The organism is Silvanigrella paludirubra, from assembly GCF_009208775.1.
Classification (GTDB): domain Bacteria; phylum Bdellovibrionota_B; class Oligoflexia; order Silvanigrellales; family Silvanigrellaceae; genus Silvanigrella; species Silvanigrella paludirubra.
Genome location: NZ_WFLM01000005.1, coordinates 383,182 through 403,231, shown reverse-complemented (window position 1 = coordinate 403,231; position 20,050 = coordinate 383,182). Strand labels below are relative to the sequence as shown.

The following is a 20,050-nucleotide window of genomic DNA, read 5'->3' as shown; positions in this document are numbered from 1 at the left end:
ATCCTTGCATTTAGACGTTGACTCTAATCCCGTCATTTGCTACTAGATGCCATCTTCAGGTGCCGTGAATCTCGGCAGGAAGTTTTTCACGCAAGTCACACAAGCGTAAGCTATTAATAACTCTGAGGTTTTTATGAGAGAAAGCATTCATCCTAAATTTGGCCCATGCGAAGTTCACTGCGCTTGTGGGAATACATTTGAAACACGTAGCACAAAAAATGTATTAAAAATCGAAACTTGCAACGTATGCCATCCATTTTGGACAGGTAAACACAAGGTTCTAGATACTGCAGGACGTATTGAGCGCTTCAACCGTAAATATGCGGCTAAGACAGTTCAAACAAGCAAGTAAAATCTTATATTTAAGATATAAACAGGGGGCATGTCCAATCTTTGGATGCTCCCTTTTTGCGTGTTAAGAGGGTTTTAGAGCCTCTTATTCGGTTTCACTTTATTTGCAATTGGAATATAAACTCATGATGCTACAGCTTGCTAAAATTGAACGTAGATTTCTTGAGCTCGAAAGCCTTCTTTCTCGCCCCGAAATTATTTCAAACAACACTGAATTTCGCAAACTAAGCAAAGAGCGCTCTGATCTTGAAGAAACGGTGCGTTTGTTTAGAGAATTTAAAAAAATAGAAGAAGATAAAAAATCAACAGAAGAGCTTATGGAAGAAAGCACAGGGGAAATGAAAGACCTTGCTTTTGATGAGCTTAAAAGCTTAAAAGCACGTTATGAAGAACTTGAAAAAGACCTCGCTATACATTTGCTTCCCAAAGATCCCAATGACGGAAAAAATATTTTTCTAGAAATTCGTGCTGGAGCTGGTGGTGATGAAGCCAGCTTATTTGCGGGTCAGCTTTTTAGGGCTTATGCTCGTTATGCAGAACGTAAAAAATGGAAAATGGAAATCATGTCACTCAATGAAAATGAACTTGGGGGCACAAAAGAAGTTATTGCTTTGATTGAAGGAGAAGGTGTTTACAGCATTCTTAAATATGAAAGTGGTGTTCATCGTGTTCAACGTGTACCTCAAACAGAGGCGCAGGGGCGAGTTCATACTTCAACCATTACAGTAGCTGTATTGCCTGAAGCCGATGATGTGGAAGTTTCAATCAATGAAAATGATCTTCGTGTAGACACCTACCGAGCTGGTGGGGCAGGAGGTCAGCACGTCAATAGAACGGACTCAGCTGTTCGTATAACCCATATTCCAAGTGGAATTGTAGTAGCATGTCAAGATGAGCGCTCTCAAATAAAAAACCGTTCTAAAGCAATGAAAATCTTACAAGCTAAACTGCTTGAAGCGGCTGAAATTGAAAAAGAGAAAGCATTCTCGGAAGAACGTAAATCACAAGTGGGTAGAGGCGATAGGAGCGAAAGAATTCGTACTTATAACTTTCCTCAATCTCGCGTTACAGATCATAGAATTAATCATACGATCCACTCTATTGACGCATTTATGGAAGGCGAAATTCAGGAAATGCTTAATATGTTACGTCAGTTTTATCAAGCTGAAGCATTAAAGTTACAAGCTGAAGGCAAATAAAATATGCAAGTCATTGGACAAGAAAAAAAAGAAATATTGTGGTCAGTTAGAGAGATTTTAAATTGGACCACAAAAAGATTTTCTGAAAGTGGTATTGAAACGCCACTTTTAGATACTCAACTTCTTTTAAGTCGTGTTCTTAACCTTTCAAAAATTCAATTATATATTGAAATTGATAAACCTCTAACAGAAAAAGAACGTAATTTATTTAGAGAGCTTGTAAAAAAACGCTTAAAAGGTGAGCCTGTATCTTACTTGTTAAATGAAAAATATTGGCATGATATTAAATTATATGTAGATAATCGTGTGTTAATACCAAGGCCAGAAACAGAAACCATGTTAGATTTTGTTTTGCAAAAATATAAATTAAAAAATGAAAAGCCAAAAGTTATTTTTGATTTATGCACAGGATCGGGCTGTCTTGCTATAGCTTTAGCAAAAAAATATCCTGAAGCAAAAGTAGTTGGTATTGATTTATCTAAAGATGCAATTGATGTTTGTATTAAAAATGCAGAATTAAATTCTGTTTCAAATGTTACTTGGATAAATGCCGATGTAACAAATATTGATTTATTTAAAATGCTTTCATTAGAATATAAAAAAGCAGATATTATTGTTTCTAACCCACCCTATGTTACAGAAGAAGAATGGCAGAAGCTTGATGTTGGTGTAAAAGATTTTGAACCTAAAATTGCATTAGTTTGTGATGATAATGGGCTAAAAATAGGTAAAAATATTTTACAAAATATTATTCAATTTGAATTATTAAATAAAAATAGTATTTTTTCTATGGAATTGGCTGAAAAACAGCCTCAAAAAATTTGTAATAGTGTGAGTAAAGTTATTCAAATAAATCATCCTATGTGGAACTTGCCATTAAATGAATGGTTTGCTCTCTGTGATTATGAAGGAAAAGATCGATTTTTGGTTCGAATTGAGCAGCATTCGGAAATTGAGTAAAATAAAATAAATTCATTCAGTAAATGCATGATGACAAATGCTTGACATAAAACAAAAATATTAAAAAAATACTATTATTATAATGTAATCTTTTTTTATGGAATTTATAATGAGACGGGTTTTATGTCCCTATATTTTTTAATAAATAATACTTTATTTTTTTTAAACAAAAATAAGATAAGAGAAATAATAGAAAATAATTGAGAATATAAAAGATTTATAATCTTATATTTAGAAAGGTTTTAAATTATGCTTTTTATTAAAACAATGATTGAGTTATTATTAATAAAATTTGCTGATTTTTTATCTATTTTTAGTATAAAGTTAAAATATAAATTAATTAATATTTTAAAAATATATAAATTAAGAAAAATTGCAAAACATGCTTATCATAATTCTTTATTTTATAAGAAAATATTTAATGAAAATGGTATTAACGAAAAAAACATAGCAAAAATTACTTTTGAATCTCTTCCTGTGATAAAAAAGTCGGATATTATAAACAATTATAAAGATATTATCTGCTCCAAGGATATAAATAGCAATAAAATATTTGAATCTTTGATTAGGTCTCAAACTCATGAACTCATAGATAATAAATATAATTGTGTATATACTTCTGGCACATCGGGTGTTAAATTGCCTGTATTGTACGAAAATAGAGAATTAAAAAAAATTATATTCAATAATTTTATTAATAATGCTAAACCATATAAATCTTTATTTTCAATAAAAACTAGAGTTGTCTTGTTGGCTGTATTAGAAACAAGAACAATAGCTTCGTTGGTGTTTAGATATGCCCCTGTTTCTGTATATAATAAAAAAGAAATATCAATTAAAAATCCTATCAATGAAATTATAAATGAACTGAATCAATTTAAACCAGAAATGATAATTGCATATCCTGGCATTTTTATATCTCTTACTAAATATAAAAAAGAAGGATTATTAAAAATAAATCCTAAAAAAATATATCTTTCTGGTGAGGTTTTAACAGACGAAAATTTAAAATTAATTAAAGAAAATTTCAATTCAGATATTTATAATCTTTATAATTGCAGTGAATGTATGAATATGGCAGTAAGAAAAAATTTTGGTAAATTTAAATTATTTAATAACTTAAATCATGTAGAGATATTAGACGAAAATAATAAACCAGTTCCAAAAGGACAAATTGGAAAGGTTGTAATTACAAATTTTGTAAATTTGTCGCAACCGTTAATTAGATACGAATTAGGAGACTTAGCGTTATCTAGTGCTAATGAAAATGAGGCGTTTTCCTTTGAAGGGATTATAGGAAGAAAATATAGACCCATCGTTTTTAAAAATAATAATGGAGAGCCTATTGAAATATTTACATTAACATTTTATGAAATTATAGCAAAATCAATAGAAGTTGTTAAAGCTCAAATTCTTATAGGCAATAATTATTTTAAAATAAGTCTTGTTTGTGATGATATTTATTTATTAAATTGTGAATTAAATGTAATTAAATATTTAAAACAAATTAATTCGGATGATTCTATAACTTTTGAAATAGAAAAGTTAGATGATATTTTACCAGAAAGTAACGGAAAAATTCCTTTAATTAAATTTTTAGATAATTATGAAGAAATACCTAATATTCTGTATAATGTTTTAGTAACAGAAAATGCAAATATTGTTTTAAATTAATAAAAAATTATTTGTTAAGAATTTCATTTTGAAAAAATTGAGCAACATGTTGTTGAAAATACGCCTGACAATGATCAGCGAGTTCACTAGCCGTTAATGGGCAACCTAGTTTTTGTGTTGTTGTTAAAAAACTATTGTGATCTCTGCCTTGTCTGTAATCGGGTTCACGGGATGGGTGAGCTAATAGTTGCGAAATAAATTCAATATTAGGATTTACGAGTAAGCTTCCTTGATAGACGAGTAAATGTTTTTTTCTAAAAATACTTGTACCAGCAATTTTTTTATCTAAAAAACTTATATCACTTATTCCATTTTGCGAAAGTTCGGGACAACCAGCTTCTTTTAAGGCATTAATCCAAAGTTGGTTGATCATTTGAAAGTATTTATTGTTTCCAAAAACATCTTTTGCATAAAATGCAAAAGTTAAAATGAGACATCCTTCACCTAAAACAACAGTTCCCCCACCACCTTTTCTTCTCAAAATAGGAACGTTATTTTTTTCACATTCAAGAACATTGGCTTCAATATCTGGTTTATTGGAGCTTGATAAAACAACAACATTTCGTTTTGTTTCAAAAAATCGAAATAAAAAAGAATTTTCATTCAAATCTTGAGATTTGTATTTTGGCCAATATTTTTTTGGTAAATTTAATACCCAATTATCCATCCACATATCGTTACTTTAATGCACTTAAAATTTCAGCATGAGTAAGTCTTGATATATATGATGTTTTTGTTTCAAAGCGAATATTTAAAGATGTTTTTACCCAAACGGATTCACAGCCTGCTTCATGTGCAGCAATAAGTCCGCGTTCAGAATCTTCAATCACTAAAGCTTCGGAAGGTTCAATTCCTAATTGTGAAATTGCTTTATTATATAAATCGGGAAAAGGTTTTTTGCGCATTCCTTGTTCAAGGCCAACAATCATATCTATGGGAAGATTTTCGCTTTTATGTTGTGAAAGAATAAGATTAATTTCATTTGCAGGACTATTGCTAGCTATTGCATTAATAATCCCTTTTTTATTTAAAATAGACAAAATTTCAGGTATTTCAGGATATATTTTTGCTTGGTAGTCTGAAATGAGTTGCCAATAATATTTTGCTTTTTCTTTGCGGATTAAATCGGGATCGCATTTGATATTATACTTTTCAATTTCTTTTGACACTCCTCCACCTGTATGGGTAAAGGTTTCATAATACTCGTGCTCATTTAATATATGATTATATTGCATAAATGCCTTTTCATATGCTAAAAAATGAATTCGTTCCGAGTCACATAGGCATCCATCAAAATCCCAAAGTATAGCTTTTTTGTTAAGTATTGTTTGTTTAAGATTATTCATAGTTGCGTTCCTTACTCAACGTGTATTACTTAGGGTGTGGTATATGTTGAAATTTTGATCCAGAGCATTAACAGCCTGGAGAAATTGCATAGGTAGCACGTTTATAAGATACGGGCTAGATAGTATTTATTCATTTGATCTTTTATTTTGTTTTGATGAGAGGGTTTGATAAATGAAACGAGTCGTTGTTACAGGCCTTGGAATCGTATGTCCAATCGGCAATAATTTAGAGGAATGCTGGGAAAACGTAATTGCAGGCAAAAGTGGTATCGGCAAATTAACCATGTTTGAACCACCTGAAAATTGCGTAACGATTGCTGGTGAAGTGAAAAATTTTGATCCAACTAAATACATGAATGAGAAAGAAGCTAAACGTAATCAACGTTTTGTGCAACTCGCCGTTGCTGCTTCTAAAATGGCATTAGCAAACGCTAATCTTGAAATTAATGCCACAAATCATCATCAAATTGGTGTTTCAATAGGAGTTGGAATTGGCGCTCTAGGTTATTTAGAAGATCAATCTTTTATCGCAAGAACAAAAGGAATTAAACGCGTTTCTCCTTTTACGATTCCGGGTTTTATAGGAAATATGGCTGCTGGTGTGGTCTCTTCTGAAACAGGTGCAAAAGGTCCAAATATTTGTGCTGCAACAGCTTGTTCAAGCGGAGCTCACTCTATTGGTGATGCAATGATGTACATCCAATCTGGTAGAGCAAAAGCAATGATTTGTGGAGGCGCTGAATCCGCTTTAAGTTTAATTGCTTACGCTGGTTTTGGACAAATGAAAGCATTGTGCTCAAATCGTTCTGATGAACCAGAAAAAGCTTCTAGACCATTCGATAGAGATAGAAGTGGTTTTATAATGGGTGAAGGTTCTGGAATACTTATTTTAGAAGATTATGAGTACGCAAAAGCACGTGGAGCTAATATTATTTGTGAAATAGCTGGTTTTGGTGCATCAGGAGATGCTTATCATTTTACATCCCCAGCTCCTGAAGGAGAAGGTGGTGCCCGAGCTATGCAACAGGCGCTCGATACCTCTGGATTAAAACCTGAAGATATTGATTATATAAATGCCCATGGAACATCTACAGAGCTAAATGATTTGTGCGAATCTCAGGCAATTAAAACAGTTTTCAGAGAACAAGCTTATAAACTAAATGTAAGCTCTACAAAAAGTATGACAGGACATTTACTAGGTGCAGCAGGTGGTATTGAAGCTGTATTTTCAGTTATGGCAATTAAAACAGGAATTATTCCACCAACAATTAATTTAGAAAATCCAGGCGAACATTGTGATTTGAACTATACCCCTTTAAAAGCAGTTAAAAAAGAAGTGAACGCTGTTTTATCTAATTCATTTGGATTTGGCGGAACAAATGTTTCTTTAGCTTTTAAAAAGTTTAAAAATTAATTTTGATATTTTAATTAGATAAATCGTTGTAACTTTTAACAAGTTACAACGATTTTTTTGTGGTTAGAATTAAATATGTATTGAATTAATTGATTTCAATTCTTTTTGAATTATTTTGAATTTCATTTTTTCTTTCTAAAGAAACAGTTAGAACTCCATTATTAAATTTTGCGTCAATTCTTTCTTTGTTTATTAAGCTTTCAGGCATATGTATTTGTCTTTCAAAGGAACCATAAAACCTTTCACTTAAATGATACTTGTCATCATTTTTATTTTCTTCAAAGTTTCTTTCGCCTTTAATGGTAAGAATATCATTTTGAAGAGTAATATGAATATCCTTTTTTTCACAACCTGGTAAATCAGCAATAAGTATAAATTCTTTTGGTGTTTCTTTTAATTCAATGGATGGATTCCATTTAATTTTTTTGGATAATGATTTATCGTTTAACGGCTCATTTATTAGACTACCAAAGAGTTTATTAATATTTGTTTGTAATTCATAAAAAGGATCTTCCTCAAAGCGAGATATGAGAGAAGAAGGTTTCTTGAAATTTTGTAAAAATGACATAAAAATTCCTCCTAATTATAATAAAACATTTTTCTAACCACAAAATTAAAGTAATCATTATAAACAGTTTGTAAAGGGGTAAGTCTTAAGTTTTTAAAAATAAAAGAGAATATATGTTTTTTTAAGATATAATTATTACCTATGGTAACGATAGAGGTTTTATATTTTATCTATATATAGAATTTATTTAATATAATATTGTAAAATAAAATTAATTATTTTTTATATTTGGAGAAATTCATGGAAAATATGAATGAGGCGCAAAATATTTTTTGGGATTTAGTTGACCAGACAAAAATGACTGAAAAATACCGGATTGATAAAAATTTACAATATTTAAAAGTAGCTCCATTAAATGTTCTAAAAAATATATTTATTCAATATCGATTTTTTACGCACTATTATATAGCTGACCTTGGAATATTAATAAGTAAAATGCCTTTTGGAAATTTAAAATCAATTTTAGCAGAAATTCTAAATGATGAATTAGGTAACGGAAAATCAAAAGCAGCACATCCTATTTTATACGATAACTTTTTAAGAAGCTTAGGTATTAAAAATGAAGAATTGCAATATGAATCTACTACTTGTATGCCTTATTTATTATCTGTCCAAAATTCTTTAAACAAAAATTCATGGGCTTATGGAGTTGGTTTGCGCGGAATGGGTGGAGAATGTTTATGTCAAATTTATTTATCTACTATGCATGAGTATTTTTCAAAAAATCCTGAAATTGAGAAAATAAAGCAAAATTTAGAATGGGAATTTTGGGATATTCATATTGGTGAAATTGATTTACACCATCAAACAATTGTTAAAAATGCAATAAGTGAAATTATTTTAGAATATCCTGATTTTACAAAAGATTTATTTGATGGATATATAGAAAGTAAAACAGCTTGGGACGAGTTTTGGAGTCAAATTTTTAATTCAGCAATTCCTTTTGGGAGAGAAAATGAAAGAAGATCATATGCAAGTCAGCTTATCTTATCAACTTCGGCATGAGCTTGTTTTAGCTTGTCATATATTAGTTTCACAAAAATTAGATTCTGGTCCATTTGGGAATGTGAGTGTACGTATCCCAGAAACAAATCAATATTGGATCAATCCAAGCGGTGTTACGTTTAATCAAATAAAAATAGACGATGTTTTACGAGTTGATCTTGATGGAAATATTTTAGAAGGTAACAGACAGTCACACCCTGGTGAAATTATTCATCGCGCCATTTATCGTTTGCGACCAGATGTATCTGCTATTGTTCATACACATTCAGACAATACAGTTGTACAAAGTTTACTTGGTATTAAGATAGAACCTTTAACTCAACTTGGTGCCTCAATTCATAATGATCAAGGTATTTATACAGGCTATACTGGGCCTGTAAGATCTTCGCATGAAGGAATTTTAATTGCTGAGGCTCTTGGAAATTACTCAGTTGTTATTGCAAAAAATCACGGTCTTTTTACTGCATCGCGAACATTGCAAGAAGCACTTTGGGATTTTATTGTTTGTGATAAGGCGTGCCAAATTCAATTACAAGCATTACAATTAGGGATAAAGCAAGCAGAATTAATATCAGATGAATATTTACAAAAGAGTAGACAAGAAGTGCGACAAAAACAAAATCAATTTATGTGGACAAATTTTGTAAATTCTTTATAAATTTTTATTTTGTTGGATATGAAGACATAGAAGTTGTAATTGCTTTTGAAATTGCTTGAATCGTTTTTACATTTTTATTTTCTACCCGAAATAGTAAACAGATTTCATCATGAAAAGAAGGGAAATTTTCAAGCTTTTCAAGCTTTTGGCTTTTTATTAAAGTGGCAACACGGGAAGGTAAAATGCCAACACCACATCCACTAGAAGTTAACATAGAAATAACTTCTAAACTGCTTGATGTGATCACTCTATTAAATTTTATCCCAATTTTCGACATTTTCTTTAAAACGGATTGAACTTGTAGTAATTCAGGATCGCATATAAGAATAGCATCATTTGTATTTATTTTTTGAATATCACGAGCAGAGTTTGAGCTCCAGAAAGTAATTTCATCTTCGCTAATTTTACGTATAACTAAATCTGGATGATGTATTGGATTTACGACAATACCTATATCGATTGAAGAGCTAATGACACCCTCTACTATTTTTCTAGAAAGAGAATGTATTAGTTTTATGTTTAGTTGTTTATGTTGTTCCATTAAATTTGGTAGAAAATTTCCAAGAGAATATAAAGCAATTGAAGGGTGACATCCTATAGTATAGGAACCCTGAATTTCATTTACAGATGCAAGTGCTTGGTCTTTTACTTTATCCCATATTTGTAAAAGATGTTTTGAATGAGCTAGTAATTGTTTTCCTGCTTGGGTTAAGGTAACTCCTGATTTATTGCGCGTCAAAAGTGGTGTACCAATGGATTCTTCTAGTCTCTGCATAGCTAAACTTAAAGAGGGTTGACTTATTCCGGCTCGTTCCGCAGCCCTAGAAATGTTTAATGTGCTTGCAACTTCTATGAAGTAAGAAAGATCTGATGGGGAAGATATCATATATGCCTCAAATAGATTAGCTTTAAGTAACAATACCAAAGTATTTTTCAGGTATTTATAAAATAATTAATTCACTTTTAGAATATGAAGTTTAATATAATGATACTATTAAGATAATTCAATACAAATAGAAAAGATAGTTTTATTCTAATTTTTATATAGTTCTAATATTATAAAATTGAGGCATGCTTTAATTTACAGGATATCCTGTTAGTATTTTATATCCCTCGCGCATTCGATTATCTTTTAATAGAACAACTTTAGCATTGTAGGCATTTTCAATACGACCATGTCTATCATTATATATTTTTCCAGAAGAAACTAAAGTATTTCCTGATTCAGTAATTCCTCTTTTTAATTGAATGACAAATGATTGTTGATCGCTGACATTCGCTTTCCATAGATTTATATCACTTTGATTTTGGCTAATTATTGTTGAAACAAATTTATCTGCAGATTCAAAACTATGAAAACTGGAAACAGAAACTTTTCTTTCTATATTAGCCCTATTCCTAAGTTCATCATCACTCTTTGAAATATGTCTGCTAATCAAATGACCTCCTCTATTTTCATGATCATACAACCAATGATTATTTCCGTGATTTCCAGAAGGATTTCTTCCTGATTGAGGAGTTTGATTCAATTGAGGGGAAGATCTACTTAAATTTGTTGTACAATTTCTTCCAGGTGAACTAAAAGACGGAAAACAATAAAAAACAGATAAATATAAACTTAATAAATATTTAAATATAAAATTCAATTTCATAAATACTCCTTCTTAAATAATAAAAATATATTTTAATGTTGCTTAAAATTTAAAAAATCTTCTCCAATTGTAAAAGACTCTTTAGAGGTATTAATTAATACTTTTCTTGGTCTTATTTTGTTATTAAAATGCAGAGTAAATATAACTTTTTGATTAGAAAATGATGAGCTTGTGTCATAAAAATTAATTTGATTTGATCCCATATATCCACCATAAGTTATGTTTGAGTAATCTGGAAAATCAATATTAATAATAGAGTTTGTATCAATATCATTTATATAAATATTTGCATTGTTGTTAATGGCTGATGAAGCATTTTTAATACTTATAAAATAAATATCTTCGCCTCTACCGCCATGTAAATCTAAAGTAGGTTTGTTTTTAGTTAGATCGAGTGAAGAAATTAAAATATCATCGCCATCCATTCCATTTAAATGATCGTTACCTTCAACCCCATTTAAAACATTATCTTTATTATTTCCAATAATAATTTCCGCATCTGGAGAGCCTATTACAGTGGTAATTTCGGAAAGGTTTTTTAAAGTATCAAGACGAAGTCCTATTTTTGTATCAATTTTACTGTGAATATTAAAAATATTAGTTTTATTTATTTCATAATTTGTATTTATCATTATTGTATCTAACCATAAAATACTTTCACTAGAAATTAAAGATGGGTCATAGTTATAAATAAATCCATCTTTAGAGGATAAAATTGGAAGATTATTATTATTATCAATTATAGCTTGAAAAAAGTTTTCAATTTTTACAATTTTTACATGCTCATTTTCTGTTAAATTATGTCTTTTTAATATTTCATCGGATTTTGTTACTATCCATAAATCATTATTTTCTTTTATCATACCTAGATTTGTAATATCAGTATTTATGAAATCTTTTTCTTCAATATTATTTGTATAAAATGGACTTCTATTTGTGTTTTTATCAAAAATATTAATGATATCATAGCTGTCTTTATTAACTAAAAAGTCTTCTTTACTAATCATGTAAGTATCGTTACCTTCTCCACCAACTAAATAGTCAATATCTTCTCCTCCAAATAAAACATCGTCACCCGCTGCGCCATATAATTTATCTTTTCCTTTATTTCCATAAATAAAATCATTTTGTGAAGTAGCTATATAAATATCATTATACTTAGAACCAATAAATTGCTCAATGCCTTCAACTTCAGGCAATCGCTCTAAATCTATATTTGGATAACCACCAATTATTTCGTAATAGTTATATTTATATTCATGAGCTCTATTTGGATCTGAAATTGGATTATCTTTTATTAATTGATTTTCACTCTGTCTAATAAAAATATTAGGTTCAAAATCTTTAACTTCATTATCCATTTCAAAAAATTGCATTGATAAAGTATCAATACCATCGTTCCCATAAATTTTTAATTCATCGTTTTTTAAAGCATTAACCATTGTTTTAATATTATATGAATAGAAATATGTACCCTTGAATGGTTCTCTTTTTAATTTATAAAAATTAGATCCGTTAATATTAAATTTTTTAGAGACTTGACTTCTTATTTCAAAATAATCGTTTTTATTAGCTCCTTTTAAATTATAGTGATATTGACCTTTATTAATAATAAAGAAGTTTTTATAATTATTTTCTCCATTTATGTATGATATTCCACTGCCATGTTTATATTGGTCATCAATTCCAACATAAATTAAATTACTTAAATTATTTTTTTGTAATTCTGTTAAAACAGAATTATCATCCGCTTTTAAAGTAGTCATTAAGGAGTATTTATTTAAAGAGTTCTCTTCACAGTATCTAGTATCATCATAATATCTATTGCCATATCCAACACCAACTTCTGATGCAGGCAATATCATTTTTTTGTACTTTTTATGATCTAAAATTTCATATAAAGAGTTTAAATTTAATTTATTAGATTGATTTAAAATATTTTCTGGATAAATATTATTTGTTTGACATTGATGAATTTGGTCAATTAATAATTGACCGCCTATTGTTGTGGTACTTTGCCCTTGCAAATAACTACCATTATATGTGGTTGTGTCTCTTCTAGTATAGGGATAATAATAACGTATTTCTGGTGTAATTATTTTTTCAAAATAAAAACCACTTTTTTCATGATTATCATTATAATATTTTAGACTTTCTTTTAATTGGTTTTTCTTTATATGAACTTTTGAAGCATAAGCTACACCTGGAACATTGCTGTGATCAAACTGCATACCAAATGTCATAATGCTAAAAGAAACCAAAGCAGCTTTTGTTTCTTCATCAACACCTAATTCTGTTAAGCTTTCATGAAAGCGAACGGCTGTATATATACTTTGTGCTGACATTAATATAAAACCAGTAGCAGCCCCCACGGGACCCGCCATTGCGGTTAATTTTGCGGCTGCAATTGTAGATAAGGAAACTGCAGCAGAAGCTATATTAATAGCTCCATTTACTTGAAGATCTTGTTTTCTTTTTCCTTCGTATTTTTTTGCTTCAACTAAATTATCAATTCCTTGCCATAAACTAAAACCAGCAGATAATGTGTTTAAAGCAATTTGTGCTTTCGCAAGTTTATGAAACATTGCTGGATTTGATTTTAAGAGATCTTTATTTCTGTAAATATCAATAAACATATCAAAAGAATCAATTATAATACCACCAGTTTCACGTGAGCCTCTTATGTAATCTTTATCAGAATATAAACTATGAATGCTAAAAATTCTTGATGGCGTATAAACAATATTCATGCCTATATTAACGGCATTTATTGTTTTTAATAAACGATTACCAATTTTTTTAATTTTACTAATTTTGCTTTCATGATTTTCATTTTCAAAAATATAAGTATTAAATGATTTATATAAGTCAAATTGATTTGAACTAAAAATAAATGCTGGTAAAGAATCGTTTTTAAATTTATAAAACTGGTTATATATTCTACTATAGATGTTTTTTAATGAGGTATTAAATTCAGTTCCAATTTTTGTTTTTGCTTTTATTTCATCAAATTCATAGTTAAAAATTGTAGAAAGAATATCATTTATTAATAATTTTTTACTTTCTGATATTTTAGAATAGTTTTCTAAATCTTTTAAAAATAAATCTGTCTTAAATATTTTTTCATTCTCATTTTTATAATATGATGAACTCATTGGTAGTAAATAATCTGGGAAATAAAATTTATTTAAATTATCAGAAAATTGAGATTTATTTTTTTGAAACTGAAAATTACTATTGTTTTCAATATAATTATTTGCATTTCTTAAAAAAGAAGAATCAAGTAAAGAATCTTTTCGTGAAATTTTGTTTATAATTGCTTTTTCTAAGTCGTCTTTTAATCCTAATAGATCTAAATAATCAATCATAGATTTTATTTCTATAGAAACTTCTTTTGTATTCAAATTTCTTACTTCAATATTAATATCAATATTTGAAATATCTATTTTATTATTTGTCTCATTTTCATAAGAATCTTTTAAAAATGTTAAGTGTTTAATAATATATCTATAAAAGTTTAATTGAAAATTATTATCTTTTGTTGAGTTTAATAAATAATTTTGAGACTTTTTTAAATGTTCTATATTTTTGTTTTTTGATTCTTTATCAAATATATTATCTAATGCTTTTAAATCATAAAAATGATTTACTGATTCCGCAAGTATATTTCCTCTTGTCTTTTTTATTAAATTTTCAATATTAATATTAGGATTTTTGTCTATTTCTGTATATAATTTATGCCAAACCCTTAATTGGGATTTTTTTATTGATAAATCATTTAATAACTTAATTCTATTTGTAATTTTTTCAAATGCATTAGAGTTTTGATTGTCTTTTATACCGCGAATTATTTTATATTCTTCTGATTCATTATCTAATGCATTAAAATTATAGTTACAGGAAATATTTTGTTTGAATATTTGATTTGGTAATGATGATAGTAAATTTACAGGAGGTAAAGGAATTAATCCTAAGCCAGATTGATTTGTCATTAATATAGCAAATTCTGTCCCTGATAATTCAATTCCTTCATTAAAATTTTGGATGTTTTTATAATAATCATGGAAAATACTTAAATTTGTTGGCAGTTCTACATTAAATTCATTAAGCCAAGCTTTAAATGATTTTTTTGTTTGAAAATTGTAGCCGATATCAGAAAATTCTTTTAATACGTTTTCAATATTATTTATTCGATAAATAGATTCATTGATAAACCTTAAATGATTAATTAATTTTATTTTATCATATGAATACATTGAATTTATTTGATTAAATAATTTAAAATTATTTTCAAATTTTATAATATTTTTATATAATTTTAATATTTCTTTATCTTTTGAATTAATAAAATTATTTCCATTATAGTAGTTATAAAGTTTCTTTTCTTGTTCTGAAATGACATGACTTAAATAGCCAAATTCACTTTGCCAGCAAGAGCCATCAACATATAAATGGGCTTGGCATCCACCAATATAATCTTTAAGAGAATTTATTTTACTAAAACTATCTTTAATTTTTTCTACATTTAATTTTATATTATTGGAAGAATTATTAATTTTAAAATTTAAATTATTTTCAGTCTCAATTAATTTATTTGCTTTTAATTCAATATATTTTAAAGTTTTATCTAAATTATTTTGGTCTTTATTTTTAACAAGGTCACCAATTTTATTTATTAGGCTTGTTTGAAATTCTAAATTTAGAAACTTAAGTTCAATTAATTCATCAGGGATTGAATTTTTGTTATTTAATAAATGAATTATAGTTTCATTTATGTTTATATATTGGTTATAAATATCAATTAAAGTATTATTTATTTTATTTTTATCATTTATTTTATAAAAATTATTATTTTCACTATCTATTAAAAATAAAAAAGTTGGATAAAATAATGAGCCAATAATTGAATTATCATGATACGAAACTATATTTTTATTTGAAATAGCATCTATAAAATCACTAATATTATCATTATAACCTTGGAAATTAAGTTTATAAAAATCGTTTTCTGAAACTTTACCTTGTATAATATTTTCTGCTATTTGAATATATTTTTCAGTAATCACTTGATATTCATTAATAATCGACTTGATAGCAGTTTCAAAATCATTAAATTCCAGTTTAGTATTTAACCAATAGCTTTCTAATTCAAATAAATTTTCATTTTGATTTGAATTAAAATTAAATTTAATACTATAATTATTTTGAAATTTTTTAATACTTTCAGTGTTTTTGCTAAAAATTTCTTTTTGCAGTCCTCTATTTAAATCATTTATTGAACTAAATTCTTTATTCTCAATATTTAAATTTGAAGTAAGAAATAATTTATTTTCTTTTTTTTGAATTTTAACTAAATATCTTTTATAGGTTTTGGTCAGATAGTTAATTTTTTCATCTTCAGATAAGGTATCTGTGTATATTTTAAAAGTATTTTCAAAAGTATTATCTATTGATGTTTGTATATTAGAATTTTCTTTTGTTGCCTTAGAAATACTTAAACTATTAAAATCAGAATTATTTTTATCTCTATCATTGTTAAATTTAGAGCATCCTGAATGAAAAGCAATTCCCGTTATCGCAAAAAAAGAAATAAGAGAGAATTTTTTTTTAATCATTTGATTTCCTTTGATTTAAATATTTAAAACAATATAATTTTGTAATTTATTAAAAATACAAAAATGACAAAAGTAGTTATTTTAAATTTTAAAAAAAGTAAATAAATATTAATATTTTTATAAAAATAAGAATTCTATTTTATAATAAATTGTTTTTAATTTAATATTCTATTTATTATTTAAATAATTTAATTATTATAAAAAAATATTTTGAAAATAAATAAATAATAATGGCATAAATATTTTTTTTGAAGTTAGATAGATTATAGTTGATTTATCTCAAATATGAACTTGCTATTTATTAATTTGTAATGGAGAGGAATAATATGGATGAATTGGAAATACAAAAGGGTATAGTTTTAAGATATCATGATATTGGAAATGGTTTTCCCATAATATTTGTTCATGGAACACCAAGCTCATCGGATGAGTTTATTACTGTTATAAATAAATTTAAAAATACATTTCGAGTTATTGCTCCAGATCATATTGGGTTTGGAGCGTCTGACAAGCCCAAAGATTATGATTATACCATTCAAAATCATCAAGAGAATTTTTCAAAATTAATACAGCATTTAAATTTAAAAAAATTTCATATTGTGGTTCATGATTTTGGAGGAATTATTTCTCTTCCTTTTATTCTTGAAAATATGAATTTGGTATCTAGTTTAGTTATCATAAATTCTTGGGCATGGCCTATGAGTAAAATTGAATATTTTCCTAATTGGATGAAATTTTTAATGTCATCTGCAACAATGAAATTTTTATATTTAAAAATGAATTATTCTCCAAAATTTTTTGTTAAGTTAGCATGGGGAAAACATACTCCTCTAACGATAGAAAAACATCAAAAATATATAGAGAAGTTTAAAAATCAAGACGAAAGGTTTGGCACTTGGGGATTTGCTCAAGCTCTTGTGAAAGAAAATGACGATGTTTGGCAAATAGAGAATCAATTAAATAAACTTTCTAAAATTCCTGTTTTGTTATTATGGGGAGCATCAGATAAATTAATTACTTTAAAATCTTATGAATATTGGAAAAAATTAATTCCTAATGCAAAAACAAAAGTTTTAGAAAAAGTAGGTCATTTTGTTGCGGATGAAGCTCCTGAACTTATGATAGAAGAAATTGAGAATTTTTATTCAAAATGATTTCTAATTTAATTTAATATAAAAATAATACTTATTTTATTAAAATTTTTTTAATTGTATTATGTTTTAGCAATAATTTTTTTAAGTTGCATTAACTCTGTAATGATATATTTAGGCTGAATATCGGCTTTAGGTTGTCCCCCGCTTTTGTGAAACCAGCATGTATCCATTCCAAATTCATTCGCTCCTAGAATATCTGCATGTAAATTATCACCTATCATAAGGACTTCTTCTTTTTTTATGTTTAAGTGTTTCTTTAATGCGATTTCAAAAATTTCAGGTTGTGGTTTACGAAAGCCTGTTTCTTGGGAAATTGTAATAGAATCAAAAAAGGGAAATAGCTCTGATTTCTCAAATCTGTTTTTTTGAGTATCGGTAAAACCATTTGTTATAATTCCAATTTTTATATTTAGTGATTTAATAAACTGACAGATTTGTAAGGCATAGGGGATTAAATGTGTACTTTTTGAAATCTTTTCTATATAATAGTCGCCAAAGATTTTAGGATCTTGATTAATTTTATGAGTTTCAAAAATGTTTTTGAAACGGAGTAATCTTAATTCATCTGCGTTAATGGAGCCTTGTTCCAATTTTGCCCAGAGTTCTTTATTTGATTTTTTATATTCGTAATAAAGTCTATCCGTATGATAGCTTATATTAAAGTGCGAAATGGACTCTCGAAAAGCAATTTCTTGAGATTTGCTAAAGTCAAAGAGGGTATCGTCAGCATCAAAAAAAACAAGGGAATATTTCATAAATAGGAGCCTTTCCATTAATTCATCCGATTTGAATATGGCAAAGCCCTTAAATAACTGCAAGGAAAGTTTTAAAAATGGCAGTAAGTTGTCCTGAACAAATTTCAATAATGAGTGAACTTTTACAAAATAAAGTAATTATTTATTCTGCAACTTTTATTTTTGTATGCGCTGTTTTGCATACGTTTTGTACCAGTCGAATTATAGCTATGGCACATAAGCGTCCAAAGGGATCTATGTCAGAAAAAGTTCTTCACTTTTTGGGAGAAGTTGAAGTCGTATTTGGTTTTTGGGCTTTTATTTTTATTGCTTTAATTTCTGTTTATTTAGGAATGCCTGCATCATTAAGTTTTTTAAATGAACTTGATTTTAAAGAAGCTATTTTTGTTTTTATTATTATGTGTATGTCAGCAACAAAACCTGTTATGTATCTTGCTGATAGAGGAATAAATTTTTTATCCTTATTCTTTTCTAAAATATTTTTTGTTCATAAAAAAATTGCTCTTTTTTGTTGTATTTATATTTTTGGCTCTTTATCAGGTTCATTAATTACTGAGCCCGTTGCTATGACAGTATGTGCTTTATTATTACAAGAGCATTTTTTCTCGAAAACAGAAAATATGAGATTTAAGTATGCTATGCTTGGATTATTATTTGTTAATATTTCTATCGGAGGCACACTCACTCATTTTGCCGCACCACCCGTTTTAATCGTTGCAAATACATGGAAATGGGATCTTCAATTTATGTTTACAAACTTTGGTTGGAAATCAATTATTGCCGTTCTAATTGGCACATTAGTAACTTCTGTGATTTTTAGAAATCCAATTAAAGATACTGAAAAAAGCCTAATTATAAATGAAGAAAAGCAAAAAACACCTTATTGGATAATTGTTACAAATATTGTATTTCTAATACTATGTATTGTTTATCATAAATATGTTTCTTTTTTAATTCCATTATTTTTATTATTTATTGGTTGGTTTGAAGTAACAAAAGAATATCATGATTCTTTAAAAATAAGAGAAAGTTTACTTGTTGGTTTCTTCTTAGGCGGCCTTGTTACTTTAGGCGCTCTACAACAATGGTGGCTTATTCCTTTAGTAAATTTATTGCAGCCAGTTACAATGTTTATTGGAGCTACAGCTTTAACTGCTGTTACAGACAATGCAGCTTTAACTTATTTAGGTACCTTAGTTCCTAATTTATCAGATGCTATGAAATATTCACTTGTTGCTGGAGCTGTGGCTGGTGGTGGATTAACCGTTATTGCAAATGCACCCAATCCAATTGGCTACGGAATTTTAAATAAAAATTTGGGTGAAGATGGAATAAGTCCTCTTTATTTATTTTTAGGTTCTTTGCCGTATACTTTAATTGCGATAATATGTTTAATTTTTCTATAATTTTTAAATTATAATTCTGCCTTGACAATTTATAAAAAATCATAATTATGTTAATATTTCTTTTAAAAAGATAGTTAATATAGGTGAATTAATATGAAAGAAATATTAAATGACAGAATAAAACTCCTAAACTTCAAAATTTACTCTTAAATGTAGTAAAATTTTTATAATAATATTGATAACAGAATTGTACCAGACAGAAAAAATAAAGAACACATTTTAAATGGATTACAAGAAAACTCTAAAGGATCTAACGGAGCTTTAGAAGAGTTTGTAAATCATTTTTTAGCACA

At 27.7% G+C, this 20,050-nt stretch carries 16 protein-coding genes; 9 read left to right on the top strand and 7 right to left on the bottom strand.

Features of this window, described 5'->3' with window-relative positions:
• Positions 1–133: 133 nt before the first annotated feature.
• From rpmE to GCL60_RS15050, 4 genes are all read left to right on the top strand, one after another.
• Positions 134–352 carry a 50S ribosomal protein L31 gene (rpmE, locus tag GCL60_RS15065; protein WP_153421496.1) on the top strand — a complete coding sequence of 73 codons (219 nt, stop codon included), beginning with the start codon at positions 134–136 and terminating at the stop codon, positions 350–352.
• A 124-nt stretch (positions 353–476) separates the two neighbouring features.
• Positions 477–1,550, top strand: a complete 1,074-nt coding sequence (gene prfA / locus GCL60_RS15060) for a peptide chain release factor 1 (protein ID WP_153421495.1) — start codon at positions 477–479, stop codon at positions 1,548–1,550.
• Between the two features lie 3 nt (positions 1,551–1,553).
• A complete protein-coding gene (gene prmC, locus GCL60_RS15055) occupies positions 1,554–2,510 on the top strand; it encodes a peptide chain release factor N(5)-glutamine methyltransferase (protein WP_153421494.1) in 957 nt (318 codons plus the stop codon).
• Positions 2,511–2,759: 249 nt separating this feature from the next.
• On the top strand, positions 2,760–4,184 hold the full coding sequence (locus tag GCL60_RS15050; RefSeq protein WP_153421493.1) for a phenylacetate--CoA ligase family protein: 1,425 nt from the start codon (positions 2,760–2,762) through the stop codon (positions 4,182–4,184).
• Between the two features lie 7 nt (positions 4,185–4,191).
• On the opposite strand, the gene GCL60_RS15045 is transcribed toward GCL60_RS15050, so the two are convergent.
• Entirely contained in the window at positions 4,192–4,857 is a 666-nt protein-coding gene (locus GCL60_RS15045) for a lipoate--protein ligase family protein (protein WP_153421492.1), read from the bottom strand.
• A gap of 4 nt (positions 4,858–4,861) precedes the next feature.
• The gene (locus GCL60_RS15040; protein ID WP_153421491.1) at positions 4,862–5,530 is read right to left on the bottom strand and encodes an HAD family hydrolase; all 669 of its coding nucleotides are present in this window, start codon (positions 5,528–5,530) and stop codon (positions 4,862–4,864) included.
• Positions 5,531–5,702: 172 nt separating this feature from the next.
• On the opposite strand from GCL60_RS15040, the gene fabF reads away from it, so the two are divergent.
• Positions 5,703–6,944, top strand: a complete 1,242-nt coding sequence (gene fabF, locus GCL60_RS15035) for a beta-ketoacyl-ACP synthase II (RefSeq protein WP_153421490.1) — start codon at positions 5,703–5,705, stop codon at positions 6,942–6,944.
• Positions 6,945–7,029: 85 nt separating this feature from the next.
• Here the strand turns inward: fabF and GCL60_RS15030 are convergent, their stop codons facing one another.
• Complete coding sequence (locus GCL60_RS15030; RefSeq protein WP_153421489.1) at positions 7,030–7,512, bottom strand: Hsp20/alpha crystallin family protein; 483 nt, start codon at positions 7,510–7,512, stop codon at positions 7,030–7,032.
• A gap of 240 nt (positions 7,513–7,752) precedes the next feature.
• Between GCL60_RS15030 and GCL60_RS15025 the strand changes: the two genes are divergently transcribed.
• A complete protein-coding gene (locus GCL60_RS15025) occupies positions 7,753–8,517 on the top strand; it encodes an iron-containing redox enzyme family protein (RefSeq protein WP_153421488.1) in 765 nt (254 codons plus the stop codon).
• Positions 8,468–9,175 carry a class II aldolase/adducin family protein gene (locus GCL60_RS15020; RefSeq protein ID WP_153421487.1) on the top strand — a complete coding sequence of 236 codons (708 nt, stop codon included), beginning with the start codon at positions 8,468–8,470 and terminating at the stop codon, positions 9,173–9,175. Before GCL60_RS15025 ends, GCL60_RS15020 begins: the two co-directional genes overlap by 50 nt.
• A 4-nt stretch (positions 9,176–9,179) precedes the next feature.
• On the opposite strand, the gene GCL60_RS15015 is transcribed toward GCL60_RS15020, so the two are convergent.
• The 3 genes from GCL60_RS15015 to GCL60_RS15005 form a co-directional block, all read right to left on the bottom strand.
• Positions 9,180–10,061, bottom strand: coding sequence for a LysR family transcriptional regulator (locus GCL60_RS15015; protein WP_153421486.1), 882 nt, complete (start codon positions 10,059–10,061; stop codon positions 9,180–9,182).
• Between the two features lie 190 nt (positions 10,062–10,251).
• Positions 10,252–10,827, bottom strand: coding sequence for an RNase A-like domain-containing protein (locus GCL60_RS15010; protein WP_153421485.1), 576 nt, complete (start codon positions 10,825–10,827; stop codon positions 10,252–10,254).
• A 32-nt stretch (positions 10,828–10,859) separates the two neighbouring features.
• Positions 10,860–16,442, bottom strand: coding sequence for a calcium-binding protein (locus GCL60_RS15005; RefSeq protein WP_153421484.1), 5,583 nt, complete (start codon positions 16,440–16,442; stop codon positions 10,860–10,862).
• A 326-nt stretch (positions 16,443–16,768) separates the two neighbouring features.
• Between GCL60_RS15005 and GCL60_RS15000 the strand changes: the two genes are divergently transcribed.
• Entirely contained in the window at positions 16,769–17,596 is an 828-nt protein-coding gene (locus GCL60_RS15000; RefSeq protein WP_161998239.1) for an alpha/beta fold hydrolase, read from the top strand.
• Positions 17,597–17,655: 59 nt separating this feature from the next.
• Here the strand turns inward: GCL60_RS15000 and GCL60_RS14995 are convergent, their stop codons facing one another.
• Positions 17,656–18,351, bottom strand: coding sequence for a YjjG family noncanonical pyrimidine nucleotidase (locus GCL60_RS14995; protein ID WP_161998238.1), 696 nt, complete (start codon positions 18,349–18,351; stop codon positions 17,656–17,658).
• Positions 18,352–18,428: 77 nt separating this feature from the next.
• Between GCL60_RS14995 and GCL60_RS14990 the strand changes: the two genes are divergently transcribed.
• A complete protein-coding gene (locus tag GCL60_RS14990) occupies positions 18,429–19,757 on the top strand; it encodes a putative Na+/H+ antiporter (protein ID WP_202614043.1) in 1,329 nt (442 codons plus the stop codon).
• Positions 19,758–20,050 lie beyond the last annotated feature (293 nt).

Excerpts from the sequence above, each read along its gene's own strand:
- rpmE (WP_153421496.1), top strand. The coding sequence starts at position 134 with ATGAGAGAAAGCATTCATCCTAAATTTGGCCCATGCGAAGTTCACTGC.
- prfA (WP_153421495.1), top strand. The coding sequence starts at position 477 with ATGATGCTACAGCTTGCTAAAATTGAACGTAGATTTCTTGAGCTCGAA.
- prmC (WP_153421494.1), top strand. The coding sequence starts at position 1,554 with ATGCAAGTCATTGGACAAGAAAAAAAAGAAATATTGTGGTCAGTTAGA.
- GCL60_RS15050 (WP_153421493.1), top strand. The coding sequence starts at position 2,760 with ATGCTTTTTATTAAAACAATGATTGAGTTATTATTAATAAAATTTGCT.
- GCL60_RS15045 (WP_153421492.1), bottom strand. The coding sequence starts at position 4,857 with ATGTGGATGGATAATTGGGTATTAAATTTACCAAAAAAATATTGGCCA.
- GCL60_RS15040 (WP_153421491.1), bottom strand. The coding sequence starts at position 5,530 with ATGAATAATCTTAAACAAACAATACTTAACAAAAAAGCTATACTTTGG.
- fabF (WP_153421490.1), top strand. The coding sequence starts at position 5,703 with ATGAAACGAGTCGTTGTTACAGGCCTTGGAATCGTATGTCCAATCGGC.
- GCL60_RS15030 (WP_153421489.1), bottom strand. The coding sequence starts at position 7,512 with ATGTCATTTTTACAAAATTTCAAGAAACCTTCTTCTCTCATATCTCGC.
- GCL60_RS15025 (WP_153421488.1), top strand. The coding sequence starts at position 7,753 with ATGGAAAATATGAATGAGGCGCAAAATATTTTTTGGGATTTAGTTGAC.
- GCL60_RS15020 (WP_153421487.1), top strand. The coding sequence starts at position 8,468 with ATGAAAGAAGATCATATGCAAGTCAGCTTATCTTATCAACTTCGGCAT.
- GCL60_RS15015 (WP_153421486.1), bottom strand. The coding sequence starts at position 10,061 with ATGATATCTTCCCCATCAGATCTTTCTTACTTCATAGAAGTTGCAAGC.
- GCL60_RS15010 (WP_153421485.1), bottom strand. The coding sequence starts at position 10,827 with ATGAAATTGAATTTTATATTTAAATATTTATTAAGTTTATATTTATCT.
- GCL60_RS15005 (WP_153421484.1), bottom strand. The coding sequence starts at position 16,442 with ATGATTAAAAAAAAATTCTCTCTTATTTCTTTTTTTGCGATAACGGGA.
- GCL60_RS15000 (WP_161998239.1), top strand. The coding sequence starts at position 16,769 with ATGGATGAATTGGAAATACAAAAGGGTATAGTTTTAAGATATCATGAT.
- GCL60_RS14995 (WP_161998238.1), bottom strand. The coding sequence starts at position 18,351 with ATGAAATATTCCCTTGTTTTTTTTGATGCTGACGATACCCTCTTTGAC.
- GCL60_RS14990 (WP_202614043.1), top strand. The coding sequence starts at position 18,429 with ATGGCAGTAAGTTGTCCTGAACAAATTTCAATAATGAGTGAACTTTTA.